The organism is Subtercola sp. YIM 133946 (genome assembly GCF_036553535.1).
GTDB lineage: Bacteria > Actinomycetota > Actinomycetes > Actinomycetales > Microbacteriaceae > Subtercola.
The window spans coordinates 21,590-43,528 of sequence record NZ_JAZHPE010000033.1 but is presented as its reverse complement, the minus strand read 5'-3'; the positions used below and the strand labels follow the sequence as shown (position 1 = coordinate 43,528).

At 66.6% G+C, this 21,939-nt stretch carries 18 protein-coding genes and 1 tRNA gene; 4 read left to right on the top strand and 15 right to left on the bottom strand.

Translation table 11 applies throughout. The features are described from left to right. Positions 1 to 559 precede the first annotated feature (559 nt). Positions 560 to 1,681, top strand: a complete 1,122-nt coding sequence (locus tag V3W46_RS11530; RefSeq protein ID WP_331783261.1) for a tyrosine-type recombinase/integrase — start codon at positions 560 to 562, stop codon at positions 1,679 to 1,681. Positions 1,682 to 1,691: 10 nt separating this feature from the next. On the opposite strand, the gene V3W46_RS11525 is transcribed toward V3W46_RS11530, so the two are convergent. The 12 genes from V3W46_RS11525 to V3W46_RS11470 form a co-directional block, all read right to left on the bottom strand. After that, a complete protein-coding gene (locus V3W46_RS11525) occupies positions 1,692 to 2,594 on the bottom strand; it encodes a formylglycine-generating enzyme family protein (RefSeq protein ID WP_331783264.1) in 903 nt (300 codons plus the stop codon). Positions 2,595 to 2,629: 35 nt separating this feature from the next. Then, positions 2,630 to 3,556, bottom strand: coding sequence for an HAD family hydrolase (locus V3W46_RS11520; RefSeq protein ID WP_331783260.1), 927 nt, complete (start codon positions 3,554 to 3,556; stop codon positions 2,630 to 2,632). A 10-nt stretch (positions 3,557 to 3,566) separates the two neighbouring features. After that, positions 3,567 to 5,108 carry an arylsulfatase gene (locus tag V3W46_RS11515; protein WP_331783259.1) on the bottom strand — a complete coding sequence of 514 codons (1,542 nt, stop codon included), beginning with the start codon at positions 5,106 to 5,108 and terminating at the stop codon, positions 3,567 to 3,569. A gap of 378 nt (positions 5,109 to 5,486) precedes the next feature. After that, positions 5,487 to 5,560 (bottom strand) — tRNA-Leu (locus V3W46_RS11510). Between the two features lie 11 nt (positions 5,561 to 5,571). Then, positions 5,572 to 6,981, bottom strand: a complete 1,410-nt coding sequence (locus tag V3W46_RS11505) for an NAD(P)/FAD-dependent oxidoreductase (protein ID WP_331783258.1) — start codon at positions 6,979 to 6,981, stop codon at positions 5,572 to 5,574. A 108-nt stretch (positions 6,982 to 7,089) separates the two neighbouring features. After that, positions 7,090 to 7,623, bottom strand: coding sequence for a DUF501 domain-containing protein (locus tag V3W46_RS11500; protein WP_331783257.1), 534 nt, complete (start codon positions 7,621 to 7,623; stop codon positions 7,090 to 7,092). A gap of 14 nt (positions 7,624 to 7,637) precedes the next feature. After that, on the bottom strand, positions 7,638 to 8,279 hold the full coding sequence (locus V3W46_RS11495) for an FtsB family cell division protein (RefSeq protein WP_331783256.1): 642 nt from the start codon (positions 8,277 to 8,279) through the stop codon (positions 7,638 to 7,640). Positions 8,280 to 8,405: 126 nt separating this feature from the next. Beyond that, positions 8,406 to 9,686: a phosphopyruvate hydratase gene (gene eno, locus V3W46_RS11490; RefSeq protein ID WP_331783255.1), complete on the bottom strand. Its 1,281-nt coding sequence runs from the start codon at positions 9,684 to 9,686 to the stop codon at positions 8,406 to 8,408. A gap of 141 nt (positions 9,687 to 9,827) precedes the next feature. Further along, entirely contained in the window at positions 9,828 to 11,156 is a 1,329-nt protein-coding gene (locus V3W46_RS11485; protein WP_331783254.1) for an MFS transporter, read from the bottom strand. A 2-nt stretch (positions 11,157 to 11,158) separates the two neighbouring features. After that, complete coding sequence (locus V3W46_RS11480) at positions 11,159 to 11,596, bottom strand: MarR family winged helix-turn-helix transcriptional regulator (RefSeq protein ID WP_331783253.1); 438 nt, start codon at positions 11,594 to 11,596, stop codon at positions 11,159 to 11,161. Between the two features lie 78 nt (positions 11,597 to 11,674). Further along, complete coding sequence (gene hisS / locus V3W46_RS11475) at positions 11,675 to 12,949, bottom strand: histidine--tRNA ligase (RefSeq protein WP_331783252.1); 1,275 nt, start codon at positions 12,947 to 12,949, stop codon at positions 11,675 to 11,677. Between the two features lie 109 nt (positions 12,950 to 13,058). Then, positions 13,059 to 13,799, bottom strand: a complete 741-nt coding sequence (locus tag V3W46_RS11470) for a MazG family protein (RefSeq protein WP_331783251.1) — start codon at positions 13,797 to 13,799, stop codon at positions 13,059 to 13,061. Between the two features lie 104 nt (positions 13,800 to 13,903). Between V3W46_RS11470 and V3W46_RS11465 the strand changes: the two genes are divergently transcribed. The 3 genes from V3W46_RS11465 to V3W46_RS11455 all read left to right on the top strand — a co-directional run bounded on the left by V3W46_RS11465 (position 13,904) and on the right by V3W46_RS11455 (position 16,879). After that, positions 13,904 to 15,148, top strand: a complete 1,245-nt coding sequence (locus V3W46_RS11465) for a Na+/H+ antiporter NhaA (protein WP_331783250.1) — start codon at positions 13,904 to 13,906, stop codon at positions 15,146 to 15,148. Positions 15,149 to 15,356: 208 nt separating this feature from the next. Then, the gene (locus V3W46_RS11460; RefSeq protein ID WP_331783263.1) at positions 15,357 to 16,232 is read left to right on the top strand and encodes an EamA family transporter; all 876 of its coding nucleotides are present in this window, start codon (positions 15,357 to 15,359) and stop codon (positions 16,230 to 16,232) included. A gap of 167 nt (positions 16,233 to 16,399) precedes the next feature. After that, a complete protein-coding gene (locus V3W46_RS11455; protein WP_331783249.1) occupies positions 16,400 to 16,879 on the top strand; it encodes a VOC family protein in 480 nt (159 codons plus the stop codon). A gap of 87 nt (positions 16,880 to 16,966) precedes the next feature. On the opposite strand, the gene mfd is transcribed toward V3W46_RS11455, so the two are convergent. Genes mfd through V3W46_RS11440 form a run of 3 tightly spaced genes read right to left on the bottom strand, consistent with a single transcriptional unit; the run spans position 16,967 to position 21,830 of the window. Then, positions 16,967 to 20,584 (bottom strand): transcription-repair coupling factor, encoded by a 3,618-nt coding sequence (mfd, locus tag V3W46_RS11450; RefSeq protein ID WP_331783248.1) that lies wholly within the window; start codon positions 20,582 to 20,584, stop codon positions 16,967 to 16,969. A 38-nt stretch (positions 20,585 to 20,622) separates the two neighbouring features. Further along, positions 20,623 to 21,219, bottom strand: a complete 597-nt coding sequence (pth, locus tag V3W46_RS11445; protein WP_331783262.1) for an aminoacyl-tRNA hydrolase — start codon at positions 21,217 to 21,219, stop codon at positions 20,623 to 20,625. Between the two features lie 2 nt (positions 21,220 to 21,221). After that, entirely contained in the window at positions 21,222 to 21,830 is a 609-nt protein-coding gene (locus V3W46_RS11440; protein WP_331783247.1) for a 50S ribosomal protein L25/general stress protein Ctc, read from the bottom strand. Positions 21,831 to 21,939 lie beyond the last annotated feature (109 nt).

Here is a 21,939-nt window from a genome sequence, read left to right as displayed (position 1 = left end):
CCGTCAGCAGTCCCATATGCCAGGCGTGTGGGCTTCGAAGTCGCAGCGAGCTAAGTTTCAATCGATAGTGCTCGATATGTTTGAACCCCGAAGCGCTTCATTAACATCAGACAAGACTTGACTCCCCCTTCGCATCAAGCTTGGCATTGCAATCCCCTAACTGAGCCCGATCCTCGTCTGCATTGCCTCGCTCGCCCACCCTGCTAGCACCTGCAATCCCGCCAAATCCTGCTCCTAGTCCTCACCTCTTGTTTCTAAGCTTCTCTTAGTTTTTCCCCGTCATTCCGCCACCCCTTTACTCCACAACCTCCCATGCCCAAAACGTAGTGGTGGGTGTGGGAGGTTGTGGAGCGCGCCCTGCGCGGGGGTGGCGGAGTGACGGGGAACAACCGCCCTTACTACTTCTTTTACTACCTCCCGCTGTGGGAAGTAGTGGTGGAAGTGTTTTGAATAACAGCCCCCTCACGAATAACCACATCCCAGACCCGGCCTCACTGCCAACGTCGGCGCCATCTGCTTACAATTCCGGTAAGTCATCGTCTGCAGCGAGGAGGCCGGCGTGGGAACAATTGAGCCGTACGAGTCGGCGGCCGGCAAGCGCTATCGCGTCAGATATCGAAAGCCCGACCATTCTCAGACACGAAAAAACGGGTTCAAGACCAAGCGCGATGCAGAGCTGTTTTTGGCCGAGAACGAAGTCTCGATGGCACGCGGCCAGTGGATCGACGAGAGTCATGCGCGCGTGAAGGTTGGAACTCTCGCAACCGATTGGCTACAGCAGCAGACGCACTTGAAGCCGAGCAGCCTCGATCCCATCCAACGGGCCTACCGCCTTCACGTTGCTCCCCTCTGGGCCGATCGCGCCGTTGGCGGAATCAGGCCGAGCGAAGTCCAAGCATGGGTTACCGAGCTCAGCTCGCGAAAGAGTGCATCTGTGGTTCTTCGAGCGCACGGCGTGCTCGCCTCGATCCTCGACTCGGCGGTCGCAGACAGAAGGATGCTCTCCAACCCAGCCCGAGGAGTGAACCTTCCGCGCAAGACACCCAAACGGCGTATCTATCTGACGCACGAGCAGGTAGACCGCTTGGCCGCCGAGTGCGGCCCCAACGAAACACTCGTGCTGTTTCTCGCGTATACAGGCCTCCGTTGGGGCGAGGCGATTGGCATGCGAGTCGGGTCAATTGATACGTTGCGCCGTCGCGCGCTGGTGCAGGAGAATGCACCCCGAGTCGGTGGACGCATAATCGTCGGAACGCCGAAAGGGCACGAGGCACGAAGCGTTCCCTATCCGGCGTTTCTTTCAGAATCGCTCGCCCGCCTGTGTGAAGGAAAGTCCCGCGACCAACTCGTATTCGGTGACGGCACCACGCACCTCGGAACCCCGTCGTCACGCGACGGATGGTATGAGTACGCGATTCGCCGCCTGCAGAAATCCGACGCGTCATTTCCTCGGATCACCCTGCATGATCTGCGACACACCGCAGCCAGCTTGGCGATCAGTGCAGGCGCGAATGTGAAAGCCGTGCAGCGGATGCTCGGTCACAAGTCAGCCGCGATGACGCTCGACACGTACGCCGACCTGTTCGACGACGACCTCGACGCGGTTGCCAACGCGCTCGACGACGCGCGTACGCGTTCGAAATCACCGAATGTTCACGTCGTGACGAACCTGCGCAGCTGACGAACGGTGCCTAAATCCAGACGGCGCAGCGGAAACCGATGTGGCTCATCCCTGTGTCGATCATCTGTGGTCGCCGTGCAGCGGGTCGGTAACGCAGGCAGTAGCTGTCGGCGCAGAGGAACGAACCGCCTTTCACCACCTTGCGGGGTATCCGAAACTGGGGTTGGCGCGGGTCGTAGCTGTCGGCCTCGGTGACCCCGCGCGGGTTCTGGGGAAGACAGCAGTCGTCTGCCGCATCAGCGTCGAAACCGTCTCTGTACCAGTCGTCGGTCCATTCCCAGACGTTGCCAGCCATGTCTGAGAGGCCGTAGGCGTTCGGCGCGAACGAACCGACGGCCGCGGTCGCACCATATCCGGATTCCGATCGCCAGGGAAAGTCGCCATGCCAGTAGTTCGCGAGCCGCTCACCCGCCTGCTCTGCGGTCGGCCCCCATACGTAGTCGGCGTTCTCGAGGCCGCCGCGCGCTGCCGCCTCCCACTGCGCCTCCGAGGGCAGGGTGCGCCCAGCCCAGCGCGCGTAGGCGGCGGCGTCTTCGTGAGCGACCTGGGTCACCGGATGCTCACCCCGATCATTCACGGACGACCCGGGCCCTTCGGGACAACGCCACGACGCACCCGGCGTCCACCGCCACCACTGGTTGATGTGCCGCAGATCGACGGGGCCGGGCGTTCTGGTGAACACCATCGAACCAGGCTGCAGATTCTCGGCCGGGGCGCCCGGGTAATCTGCTGGGTCAAGCGGCCGTTCTGCAACCGTGACGTAACCCGTCTCAGCAACGAACCGACCGTATTGCGCGTTCGTGACCTGGTGCTGCTCAATGGCGAAATCGTCGACGATGACACGGTGCACCGGCGCCTCTTCCGGACCGTGTCGGTCGGAGCCCATCAGGAACGTCTGCGCCGGAATGGGCATCAACTCGGTGAGCTCGGCAGTCGTGGCGAGTGAGGTCACACGCCCTCCGAGAAAACGGTGTTCCAGTCGTTCTTCATGCTGACCACGGTCCAGTTCTTCAGTGCCGATTCCGCGAGAGCGTCTTCTGCGCCGCCGTCGTCGGCGAACTCGCGTTCAGCGTCGTCGTGATGAACGAGCAAGCGTAAGGCGGGAGTACCCGGACTTTCAGAAAACGCGAGCATGGGAAGGTCGCCGTTCGAGTTGCCGACCGACAGAATCGGCCGCCTGCCGATGCGGCTCCAGATGCGCACGGGTTTCTCGGGCCCGTCGTCGAAGAAGTCCATCGCCGCCTTGTACAGCAGCGACGACGTTCCCGAATCCGACTGGTAGCTGAGCCCGAGGGCGCTGCCAATCACCCGCTCGGGCGAAATGCCGTACAGCTCCTCGGCGACCGGCCGCATGAAGTCGCGGTCTCCGCCCGAGGCGATGTAGCAGGTGAACCCGTTCTGCTCGAGAAACGCCAGCAGCTCGGTCATCGGCTGGTAGGCGCACGACAGATAGCTGCGGTGCAGGGTGGGATGCTGCGCTGACGCGAAGAACTCTCGCACGCTCTGGTCGTACTGTTCGACCGCGACAGACTCGAACGCAGCAGTCACGGCGGCCATCAGCAATCGCAGGTCGGCGTCGTCCCCGTGATAATGCTTCACCATCGCGGCGCCGAGCCAGTGCAGGTCGTTCTCGTACGACGCCTTGTACGGCTGCTGCTCGCGAAGCTCGGGCCGCTGTGCGGCGAGTTCACCGAGCCGGCGCACCGTGAAGTCCAGTTGCACCGGCATGGGCTTCTCGCACCACAGCGTGCCGTCGTTGTCGAAGACGGCGACACGTTTCGCTGCCTCGACAAAGTCAGGGCCGCCTGGTGTGCTTACTCGTTCGACGAAGTCGACAATGGCCGTGCGGGTGGGCCCGTCGTTCCACGAATCCATGGGCATCCGGTTACTGGCCGGCCAGGAACGCGTTGAGCTTCTTCACCGCATGATCGATCGTGAACGTCGCCGGTTCGTGACGCGGCGGAAACTCGTAGAAGGACTGCAGGAACGCGGTGGCGATCGCCACACCGTAACCGGCGATGTAATTGTGATCGATGAACCAATCCCAGTAGGTGTTTGAGGTCACATCTGCACGCTCGAACGGATCGGTTCGCAGGTTGAAGAGCTTCGGCACCCGCAGCTGAGTGAACGGCTCGGCCCAGATCGCCATCGTGCCCTCACGGCGCTGCTCGAGAAAAACGATCTTCCAGTTGTTGAACCGGATGCCCAGCACATCGCAGTCGTCAGAGAAGTAGATCATGCCCTGCCGCGGGCTCTGCTCGACCTCGCCGGTCAGATACGGCAGCAGGTTGTACCCGTCGATGTGCACCTTGTAGGTGACGTCGCCGATCTCGTGACCCGTCTTCAGCTCTTCGACGATCTCGGGTTCGCCGGCAGCGGCGAGCAGGGTCGGCAGCCAGTCGTGGTGCTGAATGATCTCGTTCGAGATCGAGCCGGCAGCGATCTTGCCGGGCCAGCGAATCAGCTCGGGTACCCGGAAGGCACCCTCCCAGTTGGTGTCTTTCTCGCTGCGGAACGGCGTTGTACCGGCGTCGGGCCATGAGTTCGCGTGCGGGCCGTTGTCGGTGCTGTAGATCACGATCGTGTCTTCGGCGATGCCGAGTTCGTCGAGCAGGTCGAGGAGGGCACCCACGTTCTTGTCATGGTCGATCATGGTGTCGTGGTAAGTCGACTGCCAATAGCCGGCCTGGCCCACGCTCTCGGGCTTGGTGTGGGTGCGCAAATGCATATGGGTGAAATTCATCCACACGAAGAAGGGCGTCTCGGCGTCGTGCTGGCGGCGAATGAAATCCTGGCAGGCACCGAGCGTCTCGTCGTCGATGGTCTCCATGCGCAGCTTGGTCAGCGGCCCGGTGTCTTCGATCTTCTGCTTGCCCACGACGCCGAACTTCTCATCGACGGTCTCATCGAACTCGTCGGTGGCCCACGAGCGGATGACACCGCGGGGCTTTTGCAGAGCGTTCAACCGCGGGAACCGCTCGGCGCTCGGGAAGTCAGGATGTTCGGGGTCTTCTTCAGCGTTCAAGTGGTACAGGTTTCCGAAGAACTCGTCGAACCCGCGGTTCGTGGGCAGATACTTGTTCATGTCGCCGAGGTGGTTCTTACCGAACTGACCTGTCGCGTACCCGAGCGGCCTCACCAGCTCGGCGATGGTCGGGTCTTCAGGTGCGAGGCCGATGTCGATGCCAGGAACACCCACCTTGCTCATCCCCGTGCGGTACACGCTCTGACCGGAGATGAACGATGCGCGCCCGGCGGTGCAACTCTGCTCACCGTAGGAGTCGGTGAACCGCATCCCCTCGTCGGCAATGCGGTCGATGTTCGGGGTTCGATAGCCCATCAGGCCGTCGCTGTAGCAACTCAGATTTGTAATTCCGATGTCATCGCCCCAGATGACCAGAATGTTCGGCTTACTGTTGTCAGACATCGGAGAACCCCTCACCGTTTCGACTCGCATGACCGCAACTTCATCGAAGCGGCTTATCCCCGATCCTGTCCCAATTCGGGGGTCAAGACAAGGTTTTGCACGCTGCACGGGCAGCCTCTCGTCCGAACGTAGGGCTCATTCGGCCGCAGCTCTACCGCGATCTCTGCCATCCCACCCTTGTGGCTTTCACCGCAAATTGCCCGCATAGTTTTGCCTCGGAAGATGCGTCGGAGTGATCACCTGCGATCGAACAATTCAAGGCGAATGACAAATAGTCGATTTGAAGTGTGTCCAAAATGTGTCCAAAACGCATTTTTTGAGCAACGCGAAAGGCCCCACTTCCGCATGAATAAAGGGAAGTAGGGCCTTCGAGCTGAGTACCCCCAGAGGGACTCGAACCCTCACTGTGTCGATTTTAAGTCGACTGCCTCTGCCAATTGGGCTATGGGGGCGACCTGAGTCGCTACTCCTTCGAGACCGCTCCGCCGACCGGAACGGGGGCACCGGCGGGGCCGGGAAGCCCGGCGGGTGCCGACTCGACCGCCGGGGCCGCGGCGCGCGGGCGTGAGGCGAACTCTTCGAATGCTGCTCGCGGGTGCACGCGGGCTTCGAGCGAGACGATGTCTCGGCCGAGCAGGAAGTTCAGCACCCAGCCGCCGATGACGCGGATCTTGCGCTCCCAGCTGGGCATGGCCAGGCCGTGGTAGCCGCGGTGCATGAACCAGGCGATCACGCCGGTGATGCCGATCTTGCCCGACTGGAACGCGCCCACGCCGAGGCCGAGGCCGGCCACCGCGCCCGCGTTCTTGTGGTAGTAGTCTTCGAGGTCTTCGCCGCGAAGTTCGGCGACGAGGTTCTTGGCGAGACGCTTGCCCTGGCGCACGGCGTGCTGGGCGTTCGGCACGCAGAAGCCGCCGACGCCGCCGCCCGAGAGATCGGGAACGGCGGAGACGTCGCCGGCACCCCAGGCGTCGACCACGATCTCGTCGTTCTCGTCGTGCACGCGCAGGTCGGGGCGCACCCGCAGGCGACCCCGCTCCTCGATCGGCAGGTCGGTGTTCTTGAGCATCGGGCTGGCCATGACACCGGCCGTCCATACGATGGTGTCTGACTCGAACGACTCTCCGGTCGACAACTCGATGACGCCGCCCACGGCAGACTTGAGCTGGGTGTCGAGGTGGATCTGGGCGCCGCGCTCGGCGAGGTTGTTGACGACCCAGCCGGCGGTCTTCAGCGAGACCTCGGGCATGATGCGGCCCATCGCCTCGATGAGGTGGAAGTGGGTGTCTTCGAACTCGAGCTCGGGGTACCGGTCGAGCAGGGCGCTGGCGAATGAGCGCATCTCGGCGAAGATCTCGATGCCGGCGAAACCGCCGCCGACGACGACGAAGGTGAGCAGGCGGTCGCGCTCGGGGCCCTCGGGCAGCAGCGACGCCTTGTCGAAGTTGGTGAGGATGCGGTCGCGAATGGCGACGGCCTCTTCGATGGTCTTCAGGCCGATGGCCTCGTCGGCAACACCCGGGATGGGGAAGGTGCGGGAGACGGCGCCGGCGGTGACCACGACGATGTCGTAGTCGAGGTCGAACTGCTCGCCGATGTTCGGCAGAACGGTGACGGTCTTGTCGGCGTGCGAGATCTTCTCGACCTTGCCGGCGATGATCTTCGTGCTCTTCAGGTGACGACGGAGGGAGACCACTGCGTGCCGCGGATCGATCGAGCCAGAGGCGACCTCCGGCAGGAACGGCTGGTAGGTCATATAGGGCAGCGGGTCGACGACCGTGACCTCTGCTTCACCCGACCGAAGCCACTTCTCCAGCTTCCAGGCGGTGTAGAAACCGGCGTAGCCGCCGCCGACGATTAGGATTTTGGGCACAGAAAGGTTCTCCTCAGTGAAGGTACTGCCATAGGTTACTACCTCCGCACCGTGCCCCCTGAACAGGTCGTCGCTGAACGATCTGACAGGAATTCGGTGCGAAGCCGGTCAATGGCCCACACTGGCCTCGTCTCTAGGATACTCGATGCACTGGCAGACCAGCGGCGACCAGTCACCACGCTCGAGCGCCAGGTCGCCGATCGGGTTGACGCCCGGTCCAGCGGCCAGGGCATGCGCTGCGAGGGCGTGCAGGCACTTGACACGCACGGGCATGCCGCCGGCCGAGATGCCGGCGATCTCGTCGACGACGGCGATGCTCTCGCGATCGGCGATGTACTGTTCGTGGGCCGCCCGGTAGGCGTCTCGAACCTGCTCGTCGGTGGCGAGGAGGTCTTGCAGAACGGGCATCACCTGGGTGGCCTCGAGGTCTGACATGGCCGCAGTGGCCGCCGGGTGGCTGAGGTAGTAGAGGGTCGGGAACGGTGTTCCGTCGTCGAGGCGCGGGGCGGTGGCGACGACCGTGGGCGCGCCGCAGACGCAACGGGCGGCGATGCCGAGCACGTTGCGGGCGGTCCGGCCGAGCTGGGCCGAGACGGTGGCGATGTCGGCAGCGGATGCGGGGTCGAACGGTGGGGTGGTCATGACTGCAGGGCTCGTTACGGGGTCGTGGTCGGAGTGGGGGCGTCGGTGGCGGCAGGGCCGGTCGCTGCAGGGTCGGTCGCGGCAGGATCGGTCGCTGCCGCCGGGCCGCCGTCGCCGAGCTGGTCGGCGGTCTGATTGCTGAGCCCGGCGGTCAGGCCCGAGGCGAAGAGGGCGGCCATCCAGTTGCTCTGGGTCGACTGGATGCCCGTGCTCACCGGCGCCGTCGACGCGGCCGCACCGGCTCCCGTGTCGTCGAGCACGAGAAAGCTGGTCTCGCCGGGCATGACGAAGTAGAGCCGCTCGCGGGCCTCGGCGCGGATGTAGGCCGGGTCGCTCCACCTGGCGACCTGCGCGTTCAGCGTCGAGTTCTCGGCCTGAGCGGTCTGCAGATCGTTCTGCAGGTCGGCGATCTGCTGACGCTGCTCGATGAAGATGCGCGCACCGGGTGCGACGATCACCACGAAGAGCACGAGAACCACGAGCATCAGCACGGTGAACCCCGAGAACCGGATGCTGCGCAACCAGTTCGTCGAACCGGCTCCGTCAGCGGCAGCCCCCGCGCCCGCGCCCTGCGGAGCTCTGCTTCTGGCAGAACCGCCCTTCACCGAGACGGGTCGCGAAGCGGCCCGCTTGCTGGAGGTGGCTGGGGGCCGCATCGTGGTGTCTTCCTTGCTGCCGGAGAGGCTGAGGGTGGGGCAGGGTAACGCGAAGCGCGTAGCGTGACCGGCCGAACAGGGGTTCGACGGTCTCGCTACGCGGCTTCGTTGCTACTGAATCGAGTCTCAGCCCTTGAAGCGCGGGAACGCGGAGCGACCCGCGTAAACCGCAGCCTCGGCCAGTTCTTCTTCGATTCTCAGGAGCTGGTTGTACTTGGCGACACGCTCGCTGCGGGCGGGCGCACCGGTCTTGATCTGGCCCGAGTTGGTCGCCACGGCGAGGTCGGCGATCGTGGTGTCTTCGGTCTCGCCCGAGCGGTGCGACATCATCGTGGTGTAGCCGCTGCGCTGGGCCAGGCTGACCGCGTCGAGCGTCTCGGTGAGCGTGCCGATCTGGTTGACCTTGACCAGCAGCGAGTTGGCGACGCCGAGCGAGATGCCCTTCGCCAGGCGCGCCGGGTTCGTGACAAACAGGTCGTCGCCGACCAGCTGGACCTTGCCGCCGATCTCGCCCGTGAGGTGCTGGTAGCCCTCCCAGTCGTCTTCTTCGAGCGGGTCTTCGATGGAGACGAGCGGGTAGTTGGCGAGCAGGTTCTCGTAGTACGAGCTCAACTCCTGCGCGGTGGTGGCCTTGCCCTCGAACTGGTAGGCGCCGTCTTTGTAGAACTCGCTCGCAGCGCAGTCCATGGCCAGGGCGATGTCGGTGCCGGGCGTGAAGCCGGCCTTCGTGATCGCCTCGACGATCAGGTCGAGCGCGGCAGCGTTGCTCGAGAGGTTCGGGGCGAAGCCACCCTCGTCGCCGAGGCCGGTCGACAGGCCCTTGCTCGACATGAGCGACTTGAGCGCGTGGTAGGTCTCGACGCCCCAGCGCAGCGCCTCGGCGAACGTCTCGGCACCGATGGGAGCGATCATGAACTCCTGGATGTCGACGTTCGAGTCGGCGTGCGAGCCGCCGTTGATGATGTTCATCATCGGCACGGGCAGAACGTGCGCGTTCGGGCCGCCGACGTAGCGGAACAGGGGCAGGTCGGCCGAGTCGGCCGCCGCGCGGGCGACGGCGAGCGAGACGCCGAGAATGGCGTTGGCGCCCAGGCGGCTCTTGTTCTCGGTGCCGTCGAGGGCGATCATGGCGCCGTCGACGAGGCGCTGGTCGCTGGCGTCGAAGCCCTCGAGGGCCGGGCCGAGCTCGTCGATGACCGCGTCGACGGCCTTCAGAACGCCCTTGCCGAGGTAGCGGCTCTTGTCGCCGTCGCGCAGTTCGTAGGCCTCGAACGCACCCGTTGATGCGCCCGACGGAACGGCAGCACGGGAGACCACGCCGTCGTCGAGCAGAACCTCGACCTCGATGGTCGGGTTGCCGCGCGAATCAAGGATCTCGCGAGCGCCTACAGCTTCGATCAATGCCACTGGATTGTCTCCTCAGGGTTCAAAATGACGGATGACACGTGTGGCGTGCATCCGCGGCCCAGTCTAACGAACCGGTGCGAACCCGAGTGGTCGGGGGCGGCGAGCTGTGGATGATCGTGCCGCCGCCCCTCCTGTGCAGAACTACTCCTCGCCGACGCTCAGCGCCTCAGCTTCGACCAGAGCGGGCTCTTCTCCCCCGTTGTCGACGCGCGCGAGCGTCGTACGGCCGAACACGACGAACAGTGCAGCGACGATCACCGAGCCGGCCGCCGCGTACATCGGAAATCCGGGTGACACAGCCACCGCGAGGGCCGCTGCGGCGGGCGGAGCGATCGCGCCGCCCAGAAAACGCACCGACGAGTAGGCCGAGGAGGCTACCGTGCGCGGCAGGTCGGTCGCCATCATGACCGACTCGGTGAGCACGGTGTTCACGACCCCGAGCAACAGACCGCCGACGACGATGGTCACGATGAGGCCCGCCGTCGATGCGATCAGCAGGCCGCCGGCCACCAGGTCGAGAGCGAGCAGCACCAGCACGCCGATCAGGGCGGTCGTGCGCTTCATGCGCGCGGTCAGAATCGGAGCGACGAATACCGAGGTGATGGCGACGCCGAGCCCCCAGCCGAAGAACACCAGACCGAGACCTATGGCGTCAAGGCCCAGCGGAAAAGGAGTGTAGGCGAGCAGCGTGAAGAAGCCCATGTTGTAGAAAAGGGCAGTGAGGGCGAGCAACCGGATGCTCGGCAACCGCAGCGCGCGAAGAGGCGCCGACAACCGGGTTGGGCTTCGATCGGCTTTCTCGTCTTTCTTCAGCAGCACGGCGATGGCCACGAAGCCGATCGCCATGAGTACAGCGGTTCCGAAGAACGGACCGCGCCAGCTGATCGAGCCGAGCAGACCACCGAGCAGCGGACCGATGGCGATGCCGAGCCCGAGGGCAGCCTCGTAGAGCACGATGGCACTCGAGGCTCCGCCGCTGGCCGCGCCGACGATGGTCGCCAGCGCCGTCGAGATGAAGAGAGCGTTGCCGAGCCCCCAGCCGCCGCGAAAGCCGATGACGGCCTCAACACTGCCCGATGCGCCGGCGAGCGCCGCGAACACGACGATGAGCGCCAGCCCGATCAGCAGGGTCTTCTTGGCCCCGATGCGGCTCGAGATGAAGCTCGTGATGAGCATCGCCAGCCCGGTGACGACCAGGTAGCTCGTGAAGAGCAGGCTTGTCTGGGTGGGTGTGGCCTTCAGGCTCTCGGCGATGGCCGGCAGAATGGGGTCGACGAGCCCGATGCCCATGAAGGCGATCACGCTCGCGAAGGCGACGGCCCACACGGCCTTCGGCTGGCGAAGAATGGATGCCCCACCGCCGCCGTGCGGGGCGTGAGCGTTGAGCGGCTGGGGGTTCTGGGCTGAGGCGGCCTTCGTCGTGGGTGAGGCGGAAGTCGCGGAGCCTGTACGAGAGGATCCGACGGTCATGATCAGGCTGCCAGCTCCTGTACTCCTACGCGGTCGCCGATGAGGTCGGTCGCTTCGGCCAGCACGTCGAGCTCACGGCTCGACAGGTCGGCGAAGAGGGGTTCGAGGGCGACGCCGAGGCGGAAACGCCAATCGTCGAGGGCACGCTCGCCCTTCGGGGCGATCGCGATGAGCCAGGCCCGGGCATCCGAGCTGTCGGCGATGCGCTTGATCCACTCGAGCTCGTTGAGGTTGCGCACGATCTTGGTCATCGTGGGCTGGCTGACGCGGCTCGCGGCCGCGAGTTCACCGAGCCGCATGGGGCCGGCCGATGTCAGAACGCTCAGAGTGCGCCAGGCGGCTGGTGAGGTGTTTTCTCCCGTGGCCTGGGCCGCGAGACGGGTGAGACGGTGGGTGACCGTGACGAGGTCACCGAGAAGTGCTGATAGTTCGCTGTTCACTTAATTGATTGTATAGCCGAACTATATATAAACCAAAACCGTTCGCTCAGCGCTTACTCAGCCGCCCCGCCGTCGACTCTAGAGGGGTTTGGGGGTGAGGTCGGCGAGGGCGTGGGTGGTGGGGGTGACGAAGGCGAAGGTGGTGAAGCCGGCGGCGGCGGCGCGGGTGAGCTGGGCCTGGGTGTTCTTGGTGCGGCGCTCGAGGCGAACACGGGTGCCGGCCGCGATGAGCTGCGTCTTGAGGCCCAGGAGCTGAGCCGGTGAGGCGTCGGGGTCGTGCAGCAGCAGCAGGGCATCCGGAAGCCCGACCTGCTCAGACTGCAGGAGGTCGACGATGCGCTCGAAGCCGATCGAGAAGCCGCAGGCGGCGACGTCCTGGCCGAGAAAGCGGCCGATCATGCCGTCGTAGCGGCCTCCCCCGCCGAGCGAGAACGACAGGTCGGGGTGAGCGATCTCGAAGATGGTTCCGGTGTAGTAGCCCATGCCCCTCACGAGAAATGGGTCGAACACGAGCACGGCGGGGTCGATCACGTCGGCGAGGGCAGCCAGTTCGTCGATGATCGCCGGGTCGACCCCGTGCGGCAGCGCCTTGGTGATGGCGCGCACACCGAACGGGTTGAACTCGAGCGTGGTGACGCGGTGGAAGAAGGCGTCGAGCGCGTCGACCGCGTCGGGGGTGACCGCACGGTCGCGCAACTCGGCGACGACACCCTCGGCACCGATCTTGTCGAGCTTGTCGACAGTGATCAAGACCTGCGGATGCTCGGCCTCGGCGAACCCGAACACGTTCAGCATCGCGGTCAGCAGCCGCCTGTCGTTGATGCGGATGGTGCAGCCCTCGAGCCCCAGCTCGTCGAGCGTGGCGAGGGTGGCCGTGATGATCTCGGCCTCGGCCAGCTGGCTCGGCTCGCCGATGATGTCGATGTCGCACTGCACGAACTGGCGGTAGCGCCCCTTCTGCGGTCGCTCCGCACGCCAGACCGGCGCGATCTGGATGGCCCGGAACACGCTCGGAAGCTCGCCGCGATGGCTGGCGTAGAACCGGGCCAACGGAACAGTGAGGTCGAAACGGAGGCCCAGGTCGGCGAGGCTCTGCGCGTCGTCGTTCGCTGCGGCCCGCTCGAGCTCGCTGGCAGGAATGGCGCGCTTCAGAACGCTGAAACTCAGTTTCTCGTTGTCACCACCGAGGCCCGAGTGGAGGCGCTCGATGTCTTCCATCACCGGGGTCTCGATCTCGTCGAAACCGTGCGCGGTGTACGAGCGGCGGATGATGCCGAGCGCACGCTCACGCGCCGCCTTCTCGGTCGGCAGAAAGTCGCGCATGCCGCGGGGCGGGGTGATTGTCTGGGCCATGCCTCAATTGTGCCAGTCCGTCACGGGGTGCCAGCGCCCCGAACGGGCGGCCCAGAACCGAAGCTCGGCGGAATACGTCGAGGTCACGCTGTGGGCCGCCCGTTCCGCGTCAGTCGGCGGCAGGGAGGGCGATGATGCCGGCGTCGGCATCGAGATCGGGGTCGGCCGCAGCGGCATCGGCCCGGGCATCCGTCTCTGCCTCGCGGATCTCACCCTGCAAGTCGCGCAGGGTGGAGCGCAGCGCACGCTCGGCGTCGAGCCCCTGCGACTTGGCAGAGGCAACGATCGCGAGCAGCAGCGGCCCCAATTCGTCTTCAGACGACACCGGGATGCTCTGCGGAGCATCGGCGTCGAGCAGCCCGATCTTCTGCGCCTTGCCGAGCAGCTTGTCGGCGAGGGCCAGGGAGGGCATGCCCTGCGGGATGCCGTCGAGGATGCTCGTGCGCGACGGCTTCTCGACGGCCTTGAAGTCGTCCCACACCGCCACGACGTCGTCGGCGGTCTCGAGGGTGACGTCGCCGAACACGTGAGGGTGCCGGCCCACCATCTTCGCGGTCATCTGCGCGGCGACATCCTGGATGTCGAACTGCTCGCCCGGCGTGTGCGCGGCGAGGTCGGCGTGGAAGATCACCTGGTAGAGCACATCACCGAGCTCTTCGAGCAGGTCTTCGCGGGTGCCGGTCTCGATGGCGTCGATGAGTTCGTGCGACTCTTCGAGCAGGTATTTCACGAGCGACTCGTGGGTCTGCTCGGCATCCCACGGGCATCCGCCGGGCGCGCGCAGGCGGGCAGTGACGGCGATGAGCTCGTCGAGCTTGGAGGGAGCGGGCTGGGTGGCGTCGATGGTCACGGTGATCCTCCGATTCGGGCGAGACAGGCTCGGATTCGACTGTAGCCGCTGCGTGAGCGCACGAACCCTCTGCGTCTGCACGCCGAGCCTGCGAAGATGTGCCCATGAGCTTTCTGCGATCCGAACGCAACGCGGCCGCTATTCTGCTGGTCGCCGCCGCCCTCGGGCTGATTCTCGCCAACACGGGCGCGGGCGCCGAGCTGCTCTCGATCAATGCCGCGCACATCGGGTTCCCGGCCATCAACCTCGACCTGTCGGTCGAACACTGGACCAGTGACGGCCTGCTGGCGGTGTTCTTCTTCATCGTCGCGGTCGAACTGAAGCACGAGCTGGTCGCGGGCTCGCTCAACTCTCCGGCGAAGGCGCTGCTGCCTGCGATCGCCGCGCTCGGCGGCGTGATCGTGCCCGCCGGCGTCTACCTGCTCTTCAACCTCGGCAGCCCGTACGGTGACGGCTGGCCGATTCCGACGGCGACCGACATCGCCTTCGCGCTGGGCGTGCTGGCGATCTTCGGGCGGGCGCTGCCTGGCAAGGTACGGGTGTTTCTGCTGGCGCTGGCGGTGCTCGACGACCTGGTGGCCATTCTCATCATCGCGGTCTTCTTCACGACCTCGCTGAACCTGCCGGCGCTCGCGGGGGCGGTCGCGTGTGTCGCGGTGTTCGCTGGCTTGAGTTGGATGCTCGCCCGAGGTGGTCGCGAAGGGGCATCCGGTGCCCTGACGAACCGCGGCCTGCGTGTCGCGATCGGTGTGCTGATGGTGCTGATCGCGTTGCTCACGTGGGACTTGGTGTACCAGTCGGGCATTCACGCGACGATCGCGGGCGTGGCGCTCGGGCTGGTCATGGCCGCGAAGCCTGCAGCGCGCACCGCGCACACCCTGCAGCCGTGGTCGAATGCGATCGTGTTGCCGCTGTTCGCGTTCTCGGCGGCGCTCGTGATGATTCCGTCGGTGGGAATCACCGAGCTGAGCCCGGCGTTCTGGGGCATTCTGGTGGCATTGCCGGTCGGCAAGCTGCTCGGAATCACCGTGGCGGGGTGGCTGGGCAACCGGCTCGTGGGGCGCAACGCACCACGATCGAGCGTGCTGACGCTGCCCGACCTGGTGATGATCGGTGGGCTCGGCGGAATCGGTTTCACGGTGTCGCTGCTGATGAACGAGCTGGCGTTCAAGGGCGTCGATCTCGTGATCGACGAGGGCACCCTGGCGGTACTGCTCGGCTCAGCCGTGTCGATCGTGGCGGCGTCGCTGCTGGTGGCGGCGCGGTCGCGGGCGTACCAGCGCACGGCAGTCGGGGTCGACGACGAGGCGCTCGACTCCGCGCCGGCAGACTCGCCGTTCGTCGAGTGAGCCGTTCGTCGAGTGAGCCGCTCGTCGACGGACCCGTTCGCCGGCCGAGCCGTTCGCCGCCCGTCGAGTGAGCCGTTCGTCGACGGAGGCGCCGGCCGACTGAGCCCGCACCGGGCATCCGCTCAGGCACCCGAACCGTGCGCCCCCGAACCGCGGGTAACGTGGACAGGTGACCCCGCCGCCCTCCACCGCCGCCGTGCGAGACGCCGTGCGTGGGCCGGCGACGCTCTGGCCGGTGGGCATTGTCATCGCGGGGCTCGTGTGCCAAGAGGTGGGCGCATCGTTCGCGGTCGTGCTCTTTCCGCTGGTGGGCGCGCTCGGCATGGTCACGCTGCGCCTGGTGTTCTCGGCGGTCATCCTGCTCGTCGTGTGCCGGCCGCGGCTGCGCGGGTACAGCCGCAGCGACTGGCTCACTGTGGCGGGGTTCGGCGCGGTGCTCGCCACGATGAACATGCTGTTCTACGAGGCACTCGACAGGCTGCCGCTGGGTACCACCGTCACTATCGAGGTGCTGGGGCCGCTCATCCTGTCGGTCGTGGTGAGCCGGCGCGTCTCGAGCTGGCTGTGGGCAGTGCTGGCGTTCGCGGGGGTGGTGCTGCTGAGCCAGGGCGGGGCGGATGCTCTCGACGCCGTCGGCGTCGCCTTCGCGGCCGGCGCGGGAGCCTCGTGGGCGGGCTACATCCTGTTGTCGTCGCGGTCTGGGCGCCGTTTTCCGAAGCTCGACGGAATCGCCCTCGCGATGACCGTCGCGGCGGTGCTGTCGCTGCCGTTCGGGCTGATCTCGGCGGGGGTCTCGATCATCCAGCCGACCGCGCTGCTGCTCGGGCTGGCGGTGGCGGTGCTGTCGTCGACGATCCCGTACGCGTTCGAGCTGCTCGCGCTGCGGCGGTTGCCCGAGGCAACGTTCTCGATTCTGATGAGTCTGGCGCCGGCGATCGCGGCGCTGGCCGGGCTGGTGATTCTCGGCCAGGCGCTGACGTGGGTGGAGGCGCTGGCGATCGCGCTCGTGATCGCGGCCAGCATCGGCGCGGTGCGGTCGGCGGCGCTGCACGCCCGGCGCGTGGCGGCAGCGGGCCTGGTGTAGGCAGCGGCTCGGCGTAGGCGGCGGCTCGGCGGACTCTGTGCGTTGGCCGCGGGCTGGCCGCGGCCGGCCGACCTCGTACGTCGGTCGCGGGCGCGGGGTCGGGCCGCCGGCCGAACCGCGCGAAGCTGGGGGTGGCGCAACCGATGCAGGCGTCGCACACTGGGTGCATGAACGACGAAGCCGAACCCGCACAGGCCCTCGACGACGCGAATGCGCCGGGCGATGGGATGCTCGCACCCGTTACTCCGACCGCACCGGGCGTGTGGCCGACCCTGCGTTTCACCGACGCCGAGTCAGCGCTCGAGTGGCTGGTGGAGGTGCTCGGGTTCACCGAGCACGCCGTATACCGAGGCGACGACGAGCGACCGATCGCGCACGCCGAACTGTTGTGGCCGGAGGGCGGCGGCATCATGATCGGCTCTGACGCCGGCGAGAAGAGCTGGTCGGGCGCAGTCGGTGGGCCGGGTTCGTCGTCGCAGTACCTCAGTTCGGCGCACACGGCGGCGATCTTCGACCGGGTCGTGGCGGCGGAGTGGCAGGTCATGCGCCCGCTGACCGAGCAGGACTACGGCTCGCTCGAGTTCGCCTGCCTCGACCCCGAGGGCAACGCCTGGAGCATCGGAACGTACCGCGGCGAGAACCTCTGACGCGGTCGGCCCGACGCGGCACGCCGGGTGGGTAGGGCGGCCGGGTGAAGGGGGTGGGCCAGGTGGCGTCCGGGTCGGCGGAGCGCGCTAGTCTGCGGGCGCCGCGGCAGCGGCGGCCGGCACAGCGGGGGCCGGGAAGATGGCGCCGAGGAGGCTCTCGACCCAGGCGATGAGGTCGGCGTCGGGCAGGGGCGCCCCGTTCACGACCGGCATCGGCACCGACAGTGCCGCGGCGGCCGCCAGGTACTTGGCCGTGGGGTACATGCGGCGCAGCCGCACCTGCACCGAGTCGGGCAGCGTTGCCGGGGCCACGCGCAGGTTCGACCCCATCGCCACGACCTCTGACAGCCCGGTTCGTTGCGCGAGCCGGCGGAGCTTCGACACGGTGATCAGGTTGGTGACCTGCTCGGGCGGCTCGCCGTAGCGGTCGGTGAACTCTTCGAGCACCTGGTCGATCTGGCCGTCGGGCGCGGTCGGCGACGTGGCCGACGACAGCTTCTGGTAGGCCTCGAGCCGCAGCCGCTCGCTGTCGACGTAGTCTTCGGGAATGTGCGCGTCGACCGGCAGTTCGAGCCGCAGTTCGGTCTGCCCCTCGGCCACGTCACCGCGGAACGTCGAGACGGCCTCGCCGATCATGCGCAGGTACAGGTCGAACCCGACGCCCGCGATGTGGCCCGACTGCTCGCCGCCGAGCAGGTTGCCCGCACCTCTGATCTCGAGGTCTTTCAGCGCGACCTGCATGCCCGACCCGAGCTCGTTGTTCGCAGCGATGGTCGACAACCGGTCGTGCGCCGTCTCTGACAGCGGCTTGCCCTCGTCGTACAGGAAGTAGGCGTAGGCCCTCTCGCGACCTCGACCGACACGACCGCGCAACTGGTGCAGCTGCGACAGCCCGTACTTGTCGGCGCGGTCGATGATCAGCGTATTGGCGTTCGGAATGTCGAGCCCGGTCTCGATGATGGTCGTCGAGACGAGAACGTCGAACTTGCGCTCCCAGAAGTCGACGATGACCTGTTCGAGCACGTGCTCGGGCAGCTGGCCGTGTGCGACGGCCACCCGGGCATCCGGAACCAGCTCGGCGATGTGCGCGGCGACCCGGTTGATCGACTGAACCCGGTTGTGCACGAAGAACACCTGGCCTTCGCGCAGCATCTCGCGGTGAATCGCGGCAGCGACCTGGCGGTCGGAGTTCGGCCCCACGTAGGTGAGAATCGGGTGCCGGTCTTCTGGCGGGGTGGCGAGCGTCGACATCTCACGGATGCCCGTGACCGCCATCTCGAGCGTGCGCGGGATGGGCGTGGCACTCATCGACAGAATGTCGACGTTGGTCTTGAGCTTCTTGAGCTTGTCTTTGTGCTCGACCCCGAACCGCTGCTCTTCGTCGATGATGACCAGGCCGAGGTCTTTGAAGACCATGCCCTCGGTGAGGATGCGGTGCGTGCCGATGACCATGTCGATGGTGCCGTCGGCGAGCCCCTTGATGGTCTCGCGCACCTCTTTGTCGGTCTGGAACCGCGACAGCGCGCGCGTGTGCACCGGGAACCCGGCGAACCGTTCGGTGAACGTCTCGAGGTGCTGCCTGACGAGCAGAGTGGTCGGCACGAGCATCGCGACCTGCTTGCCCTCCTGGATGGCCTTGAAGGCGGCGCGCACCGCGACCTCGGTCTTGCCGAAACCCACGTCGCCGGCGAGCAGGCGGTCCATGGGGATGGGCCGCTCCATGTCTGCCTTCACCTCGTCGATCGTGGTGAGCTGGTCGGGCGTCTCGGCGAACGGGAACGCCTCTTCGAGTTCGCGCTGCCACGGCGTGTCGGGCCCGAAGGCATACCCCTTCGACGCCATGCGCGCGCTGTACAGCTTCACGAGCTCGACGGCGATGTCGCGCACGGCCTTGCGCGCCTTCGACTTGGCGTTCGACCAGTCGCTGCCGCCCATCTTCGACAGGGCCGGCGCCTCTCCCCCGACGTAACGCGTCAGCAGGTCGAGCTGGTCGGTCGGAACGTAGAGCTTGTCGCCCGGGTAGCCGCGCTTCGAGGGCGCGTACTCGAGGGCGAGGTACTCACGCGTGGTCTTCACGGGGTGACGCCCGCCGCTCGACACCTCACGCTGGGTGAGCTCGATGAACTTGCCGATGCCGTGCGTCTGGTGCACGACGATGTCGCCCGGCTTCAGCTGCAGCGGGTCGACGACGTTCTTGCGCCGGGTGGCCAGCTTCTTGACCTGCCGCCCGTCGTAGCCGGCGCTGCGGCCGTAGAACTCGGACTCGCTGACCAGCGCGAGCTTGGTCTCGGGCAGCTCGAAGCCGCTCTCGACGGTGGCCTTGACGAGGTAGGCGATGCCCGGCTCGGGCTCGGCGGGAAAGTCGTCGACGATGCGGGCGGGCAGCTCGCGGCCGGCGAGAACGTCGGCGGCGCGTTCGACCAGGCCGGCTCCGGCGGCGACGACCGCGACGCTCCAGCCGTCGTGCAACCGTGCGGCGACGTGCTCGAGGGCACCGTCGACGTTGCCTTGGAAGCTCGGTACGGCATCCGCCTCGATACGCACGTAGTGGGCGTCGGAGTCGACGATGGCCTGCAGGTGTTCGTCGACGGATGCCGTACCGCTGTCGAACGTGCTCAACGTCCACCACGGGCGGTTCACCCCGGCCGCGAACTTGAGGTCGTTGAGGGTGATGAACTCACCGGAGGCCAGGTCGATGGGCGCCTCGGCCCCCACGGTGGCCGCGCTCCACGCCGCGGCGAGGAACTCGCGGTTGGTCTCAGAGAGGCTCACTGCCCGACTCGCCACGCGTTCGGGCGAGATGACGGCGATGACGCAGCCATCGGGCAGGTAGTGCGTCACCGTGACCAGGCGGTTCAGGAGGGCGGGCGCCAGGCTCTCCATGCCCTCGACCGGGATGCCCTGGCCGATCTTCTCGAGCAGGCCGGCGAGGCTCGGAAACTCGTGCTGCATCTCGCGGGCGCGCTGCCGCACCGACTCGCTGAGCAGCAGCTCCCGGCTCGGCGGCAGGTCGACCTGGTCGAGCTCGGTGTCGAGCGAGCGCTGGTCGGCCACCGAGAAGAGCTTGATCTCTTCGATCTCGTCGCCGAAGAAGTCGACCCGAACCGGATGCTCGGAGACGGCGGGGAACACGTCGAGAATTCCCCCGCGCACCGCGAACTCGCCGCGGCGGGTGACCATGTCGACCCGCGAGTAGGCGAGATCGACCAGCTCGCCGGTGAGGCGGGCGAGGTCGTAGCCGCGCCCGTTCTTCACGAGCCGAACAGGCTCGTACTCGGTCAGGTTGTCGGCGAGGGGCTGCAGAGCCGCTCGCACCGAGGCGACCACGATGATGGGCCGGGGATCGGTCTCGGCCGACCACTCGGCCAGGCGGCGCAGGGCAGCGATGCGCTTGCCCACGATCTCGGCGCTCGGGCTGAGACGCTCGTGCGGCAGTGTCTCCCACGCCGGAAATTCGAGGATCTCGGCCTCGGGGGCGAGCGAGGCGAGACCGGCCCTGATGGTCTCAGAGTCACGGCCGGTCGCGGTGACGACCAGCATCGCCTGCGGCAGCTGCTTCTCGGCACGGCGGGTGAGCAGGCCCGACAGCAGCGGAGCACGCAGCCCGTCGGTGAGGGAGAAGTCGGCGCTGCGACCCGCCTCGCCCAGGGCGCGTTCGAACGTCGAGGCGCGCGAAAGCGCAGCGATTAAGCCCTGGAGGATCACCGGATAAGTCTACGGGCACCCTCTGACAGCGGGCCGCGTCAGGCGGGCGGCGGCGAGTGGAACTGCTGCTGAGCTGCGGTGAGACCGTCGGTTGCGATCTTCTCGACCGCGTCGGCGGCATCGGTGAGGATGTTCGGCAGCACCTGACGCTCGGTCGACGTGAAGTCGCGCAGCACGAAGTCGGCGGCACTCTGCCGCCCGGGCGGTCGACCGATGCCCACACGCACCCGGGTGAAGTCACCGGTGCCGGCGGCCGCGGCGATGTCACGGATGCCGTTGTGCCCGCCGGGCCCGCCGCCGAACTTCAGGCGCAGGGTGTCGAACGGAATGTCGAGCTCGTCGTGCACCACGATCAGGTGCGACGGCAGGGCGTCGTAGTACGAGAGAAGGGCGGCCGTCGGGCCGCCCGAGTTGTTCATGAAGCTGTTCGGCTTCGCGAGCACGAACCGCGGGCCGCCCGGCGTCGAACGCCCGGTCGCGACGCGGGCGTTCACGCGCGGGGCCGAGGAGAACGACGCCGACAGCCGGCCGGCGAGCTCGTCGAGCACCATCTGGCCGACGTTGTGCCGGTTGCCGGCGTAGTCGGGCCCGGGGTTGCCGAGCCCGACTACCAGCCAGAGGTCTTCTGCAGACAGGGTTACGCGGGGGTCGGGGCGTCTGAGGTCGACGCGTCGCCAGCCGACAGGCTGTCGCCGAGGTCTTGCTCCTCAGGCACCGACACGGCGACGATGAGCTGGTCTTCGTCGCCGACGAGAACGGCACCCGCAGGCAGCGCGATGTCTTTCGCCAGAATCTGGGTGCCGGCCTCGGCGCCCTCGATGTTGACGACGACGCTGGTCGGGATGTTCGTGGCGAGCACCTCGAGCAGCAGCGAGAAGGTGTCGAGGTCGGCGGTGGTGCCCGAGACGGGCTCACCCTCGACGTGCACGGCCACTTCGACCTGCACACGCTCACCGGCGCGCACGACGATCAGGTCGAGGTGCTCGATGATCTGGCGTACGGGGTCTTTCTGCACGTCTTTCACCAGCGCGAGCTGCTGCTTGCCCTCGATGTCGAGGTCGATCAGCGCGTTCGACTTGCGGATGAGCAGGAACACCTCGTGGCCGGGCAGGCTCACGTGCTGCGGCTCCGCGCCATGGCCGTAGATCACGGCGGGGATCTTGCCGGCGGCGCGCAGCTTGCGGGCAGCGCCCTTGCCGAACGACGTGCGCGGCTCGGCGATGATCTTGTTGTCTTCGTCAGTCATGGTTCTTCTCCTCAAAGGTGGGTGTTCAACTCGAACGCGTCAGCGTGAGGAAGAGCCAGCTCGAAGAGCGAAAAAGCGTCGTCCACCGCGTCGATCACGGATGCAGGGC

Coding starts and splice junctions, on each gene's coding strand:
- V3W46_RS11515 (WP_331783259.1), bottom strand. CDS start 5,108: ATGTCTGACAACAGTAAGCCGAACATTCTGGTCATCTGGGGCGATGAC.
- V3W46_RS11455 (WP_331783249.1), top strand. CDS start 16,400: ATGAACGACGAAGCCGAACCCGCACAGGCCCTCGACGACGCGAATGCG.
- V3W46_RS11465 (WP_331783250.1), top strand. CDS start 13,904: ATGAGCTTTCTGCGATCCGAACGCAACGCGGCCGCTATTCTGCTGGTC.
- V3W46_RS11495 (WP_331783256.1), bottom strand. CDS start 8,279: ATGCGGCCCCCAGCCACCTCCAGCAAGCGGGCCGCTTCGCGACCCGTC.
- V3W46_RS11440 (WP_331783247.1), bottom strand. CDS start 21,830: ATGACTGACGAAGACAACAAGATCATCGCCGAGCCGCGCACGTCGTTC.
- V3W46_RS11485 (WP_331783254.1), bottom strand. CDS start 11,156: ATGACCGTCGGATCCTCTCGTACAGGCTCCGCGACTTCCGCCTCACCC.
- hisS (WP_331783252.1), bottom strand. CDS start 12,949: ATGGCCCAGACAATCACCCCGCCCCGCGGCATGCGCGACTTTCTGCCG.
- V3W46_RS11525 (WP_331783264.1), bottom strand. CDS start 2,594: ATGCCCATTCCGGCGCAGACGTTCCTGATGGGCTCCGACCGACACGGT.
- V3W46_RS11520 (WP_331783260.1), bottom strand. CDS start 3,556: ATGGATTCGTGGAACGACGGGCCCACCCGCACGGCCATTGTCGACTTC.
- V3W46_RS11500 (WP_331783257.1), bottom strand. CDS start 7,623: ATGACCACCCCACCGTTCGACCCCGCATCCGCTGCCGACATCGCCACC.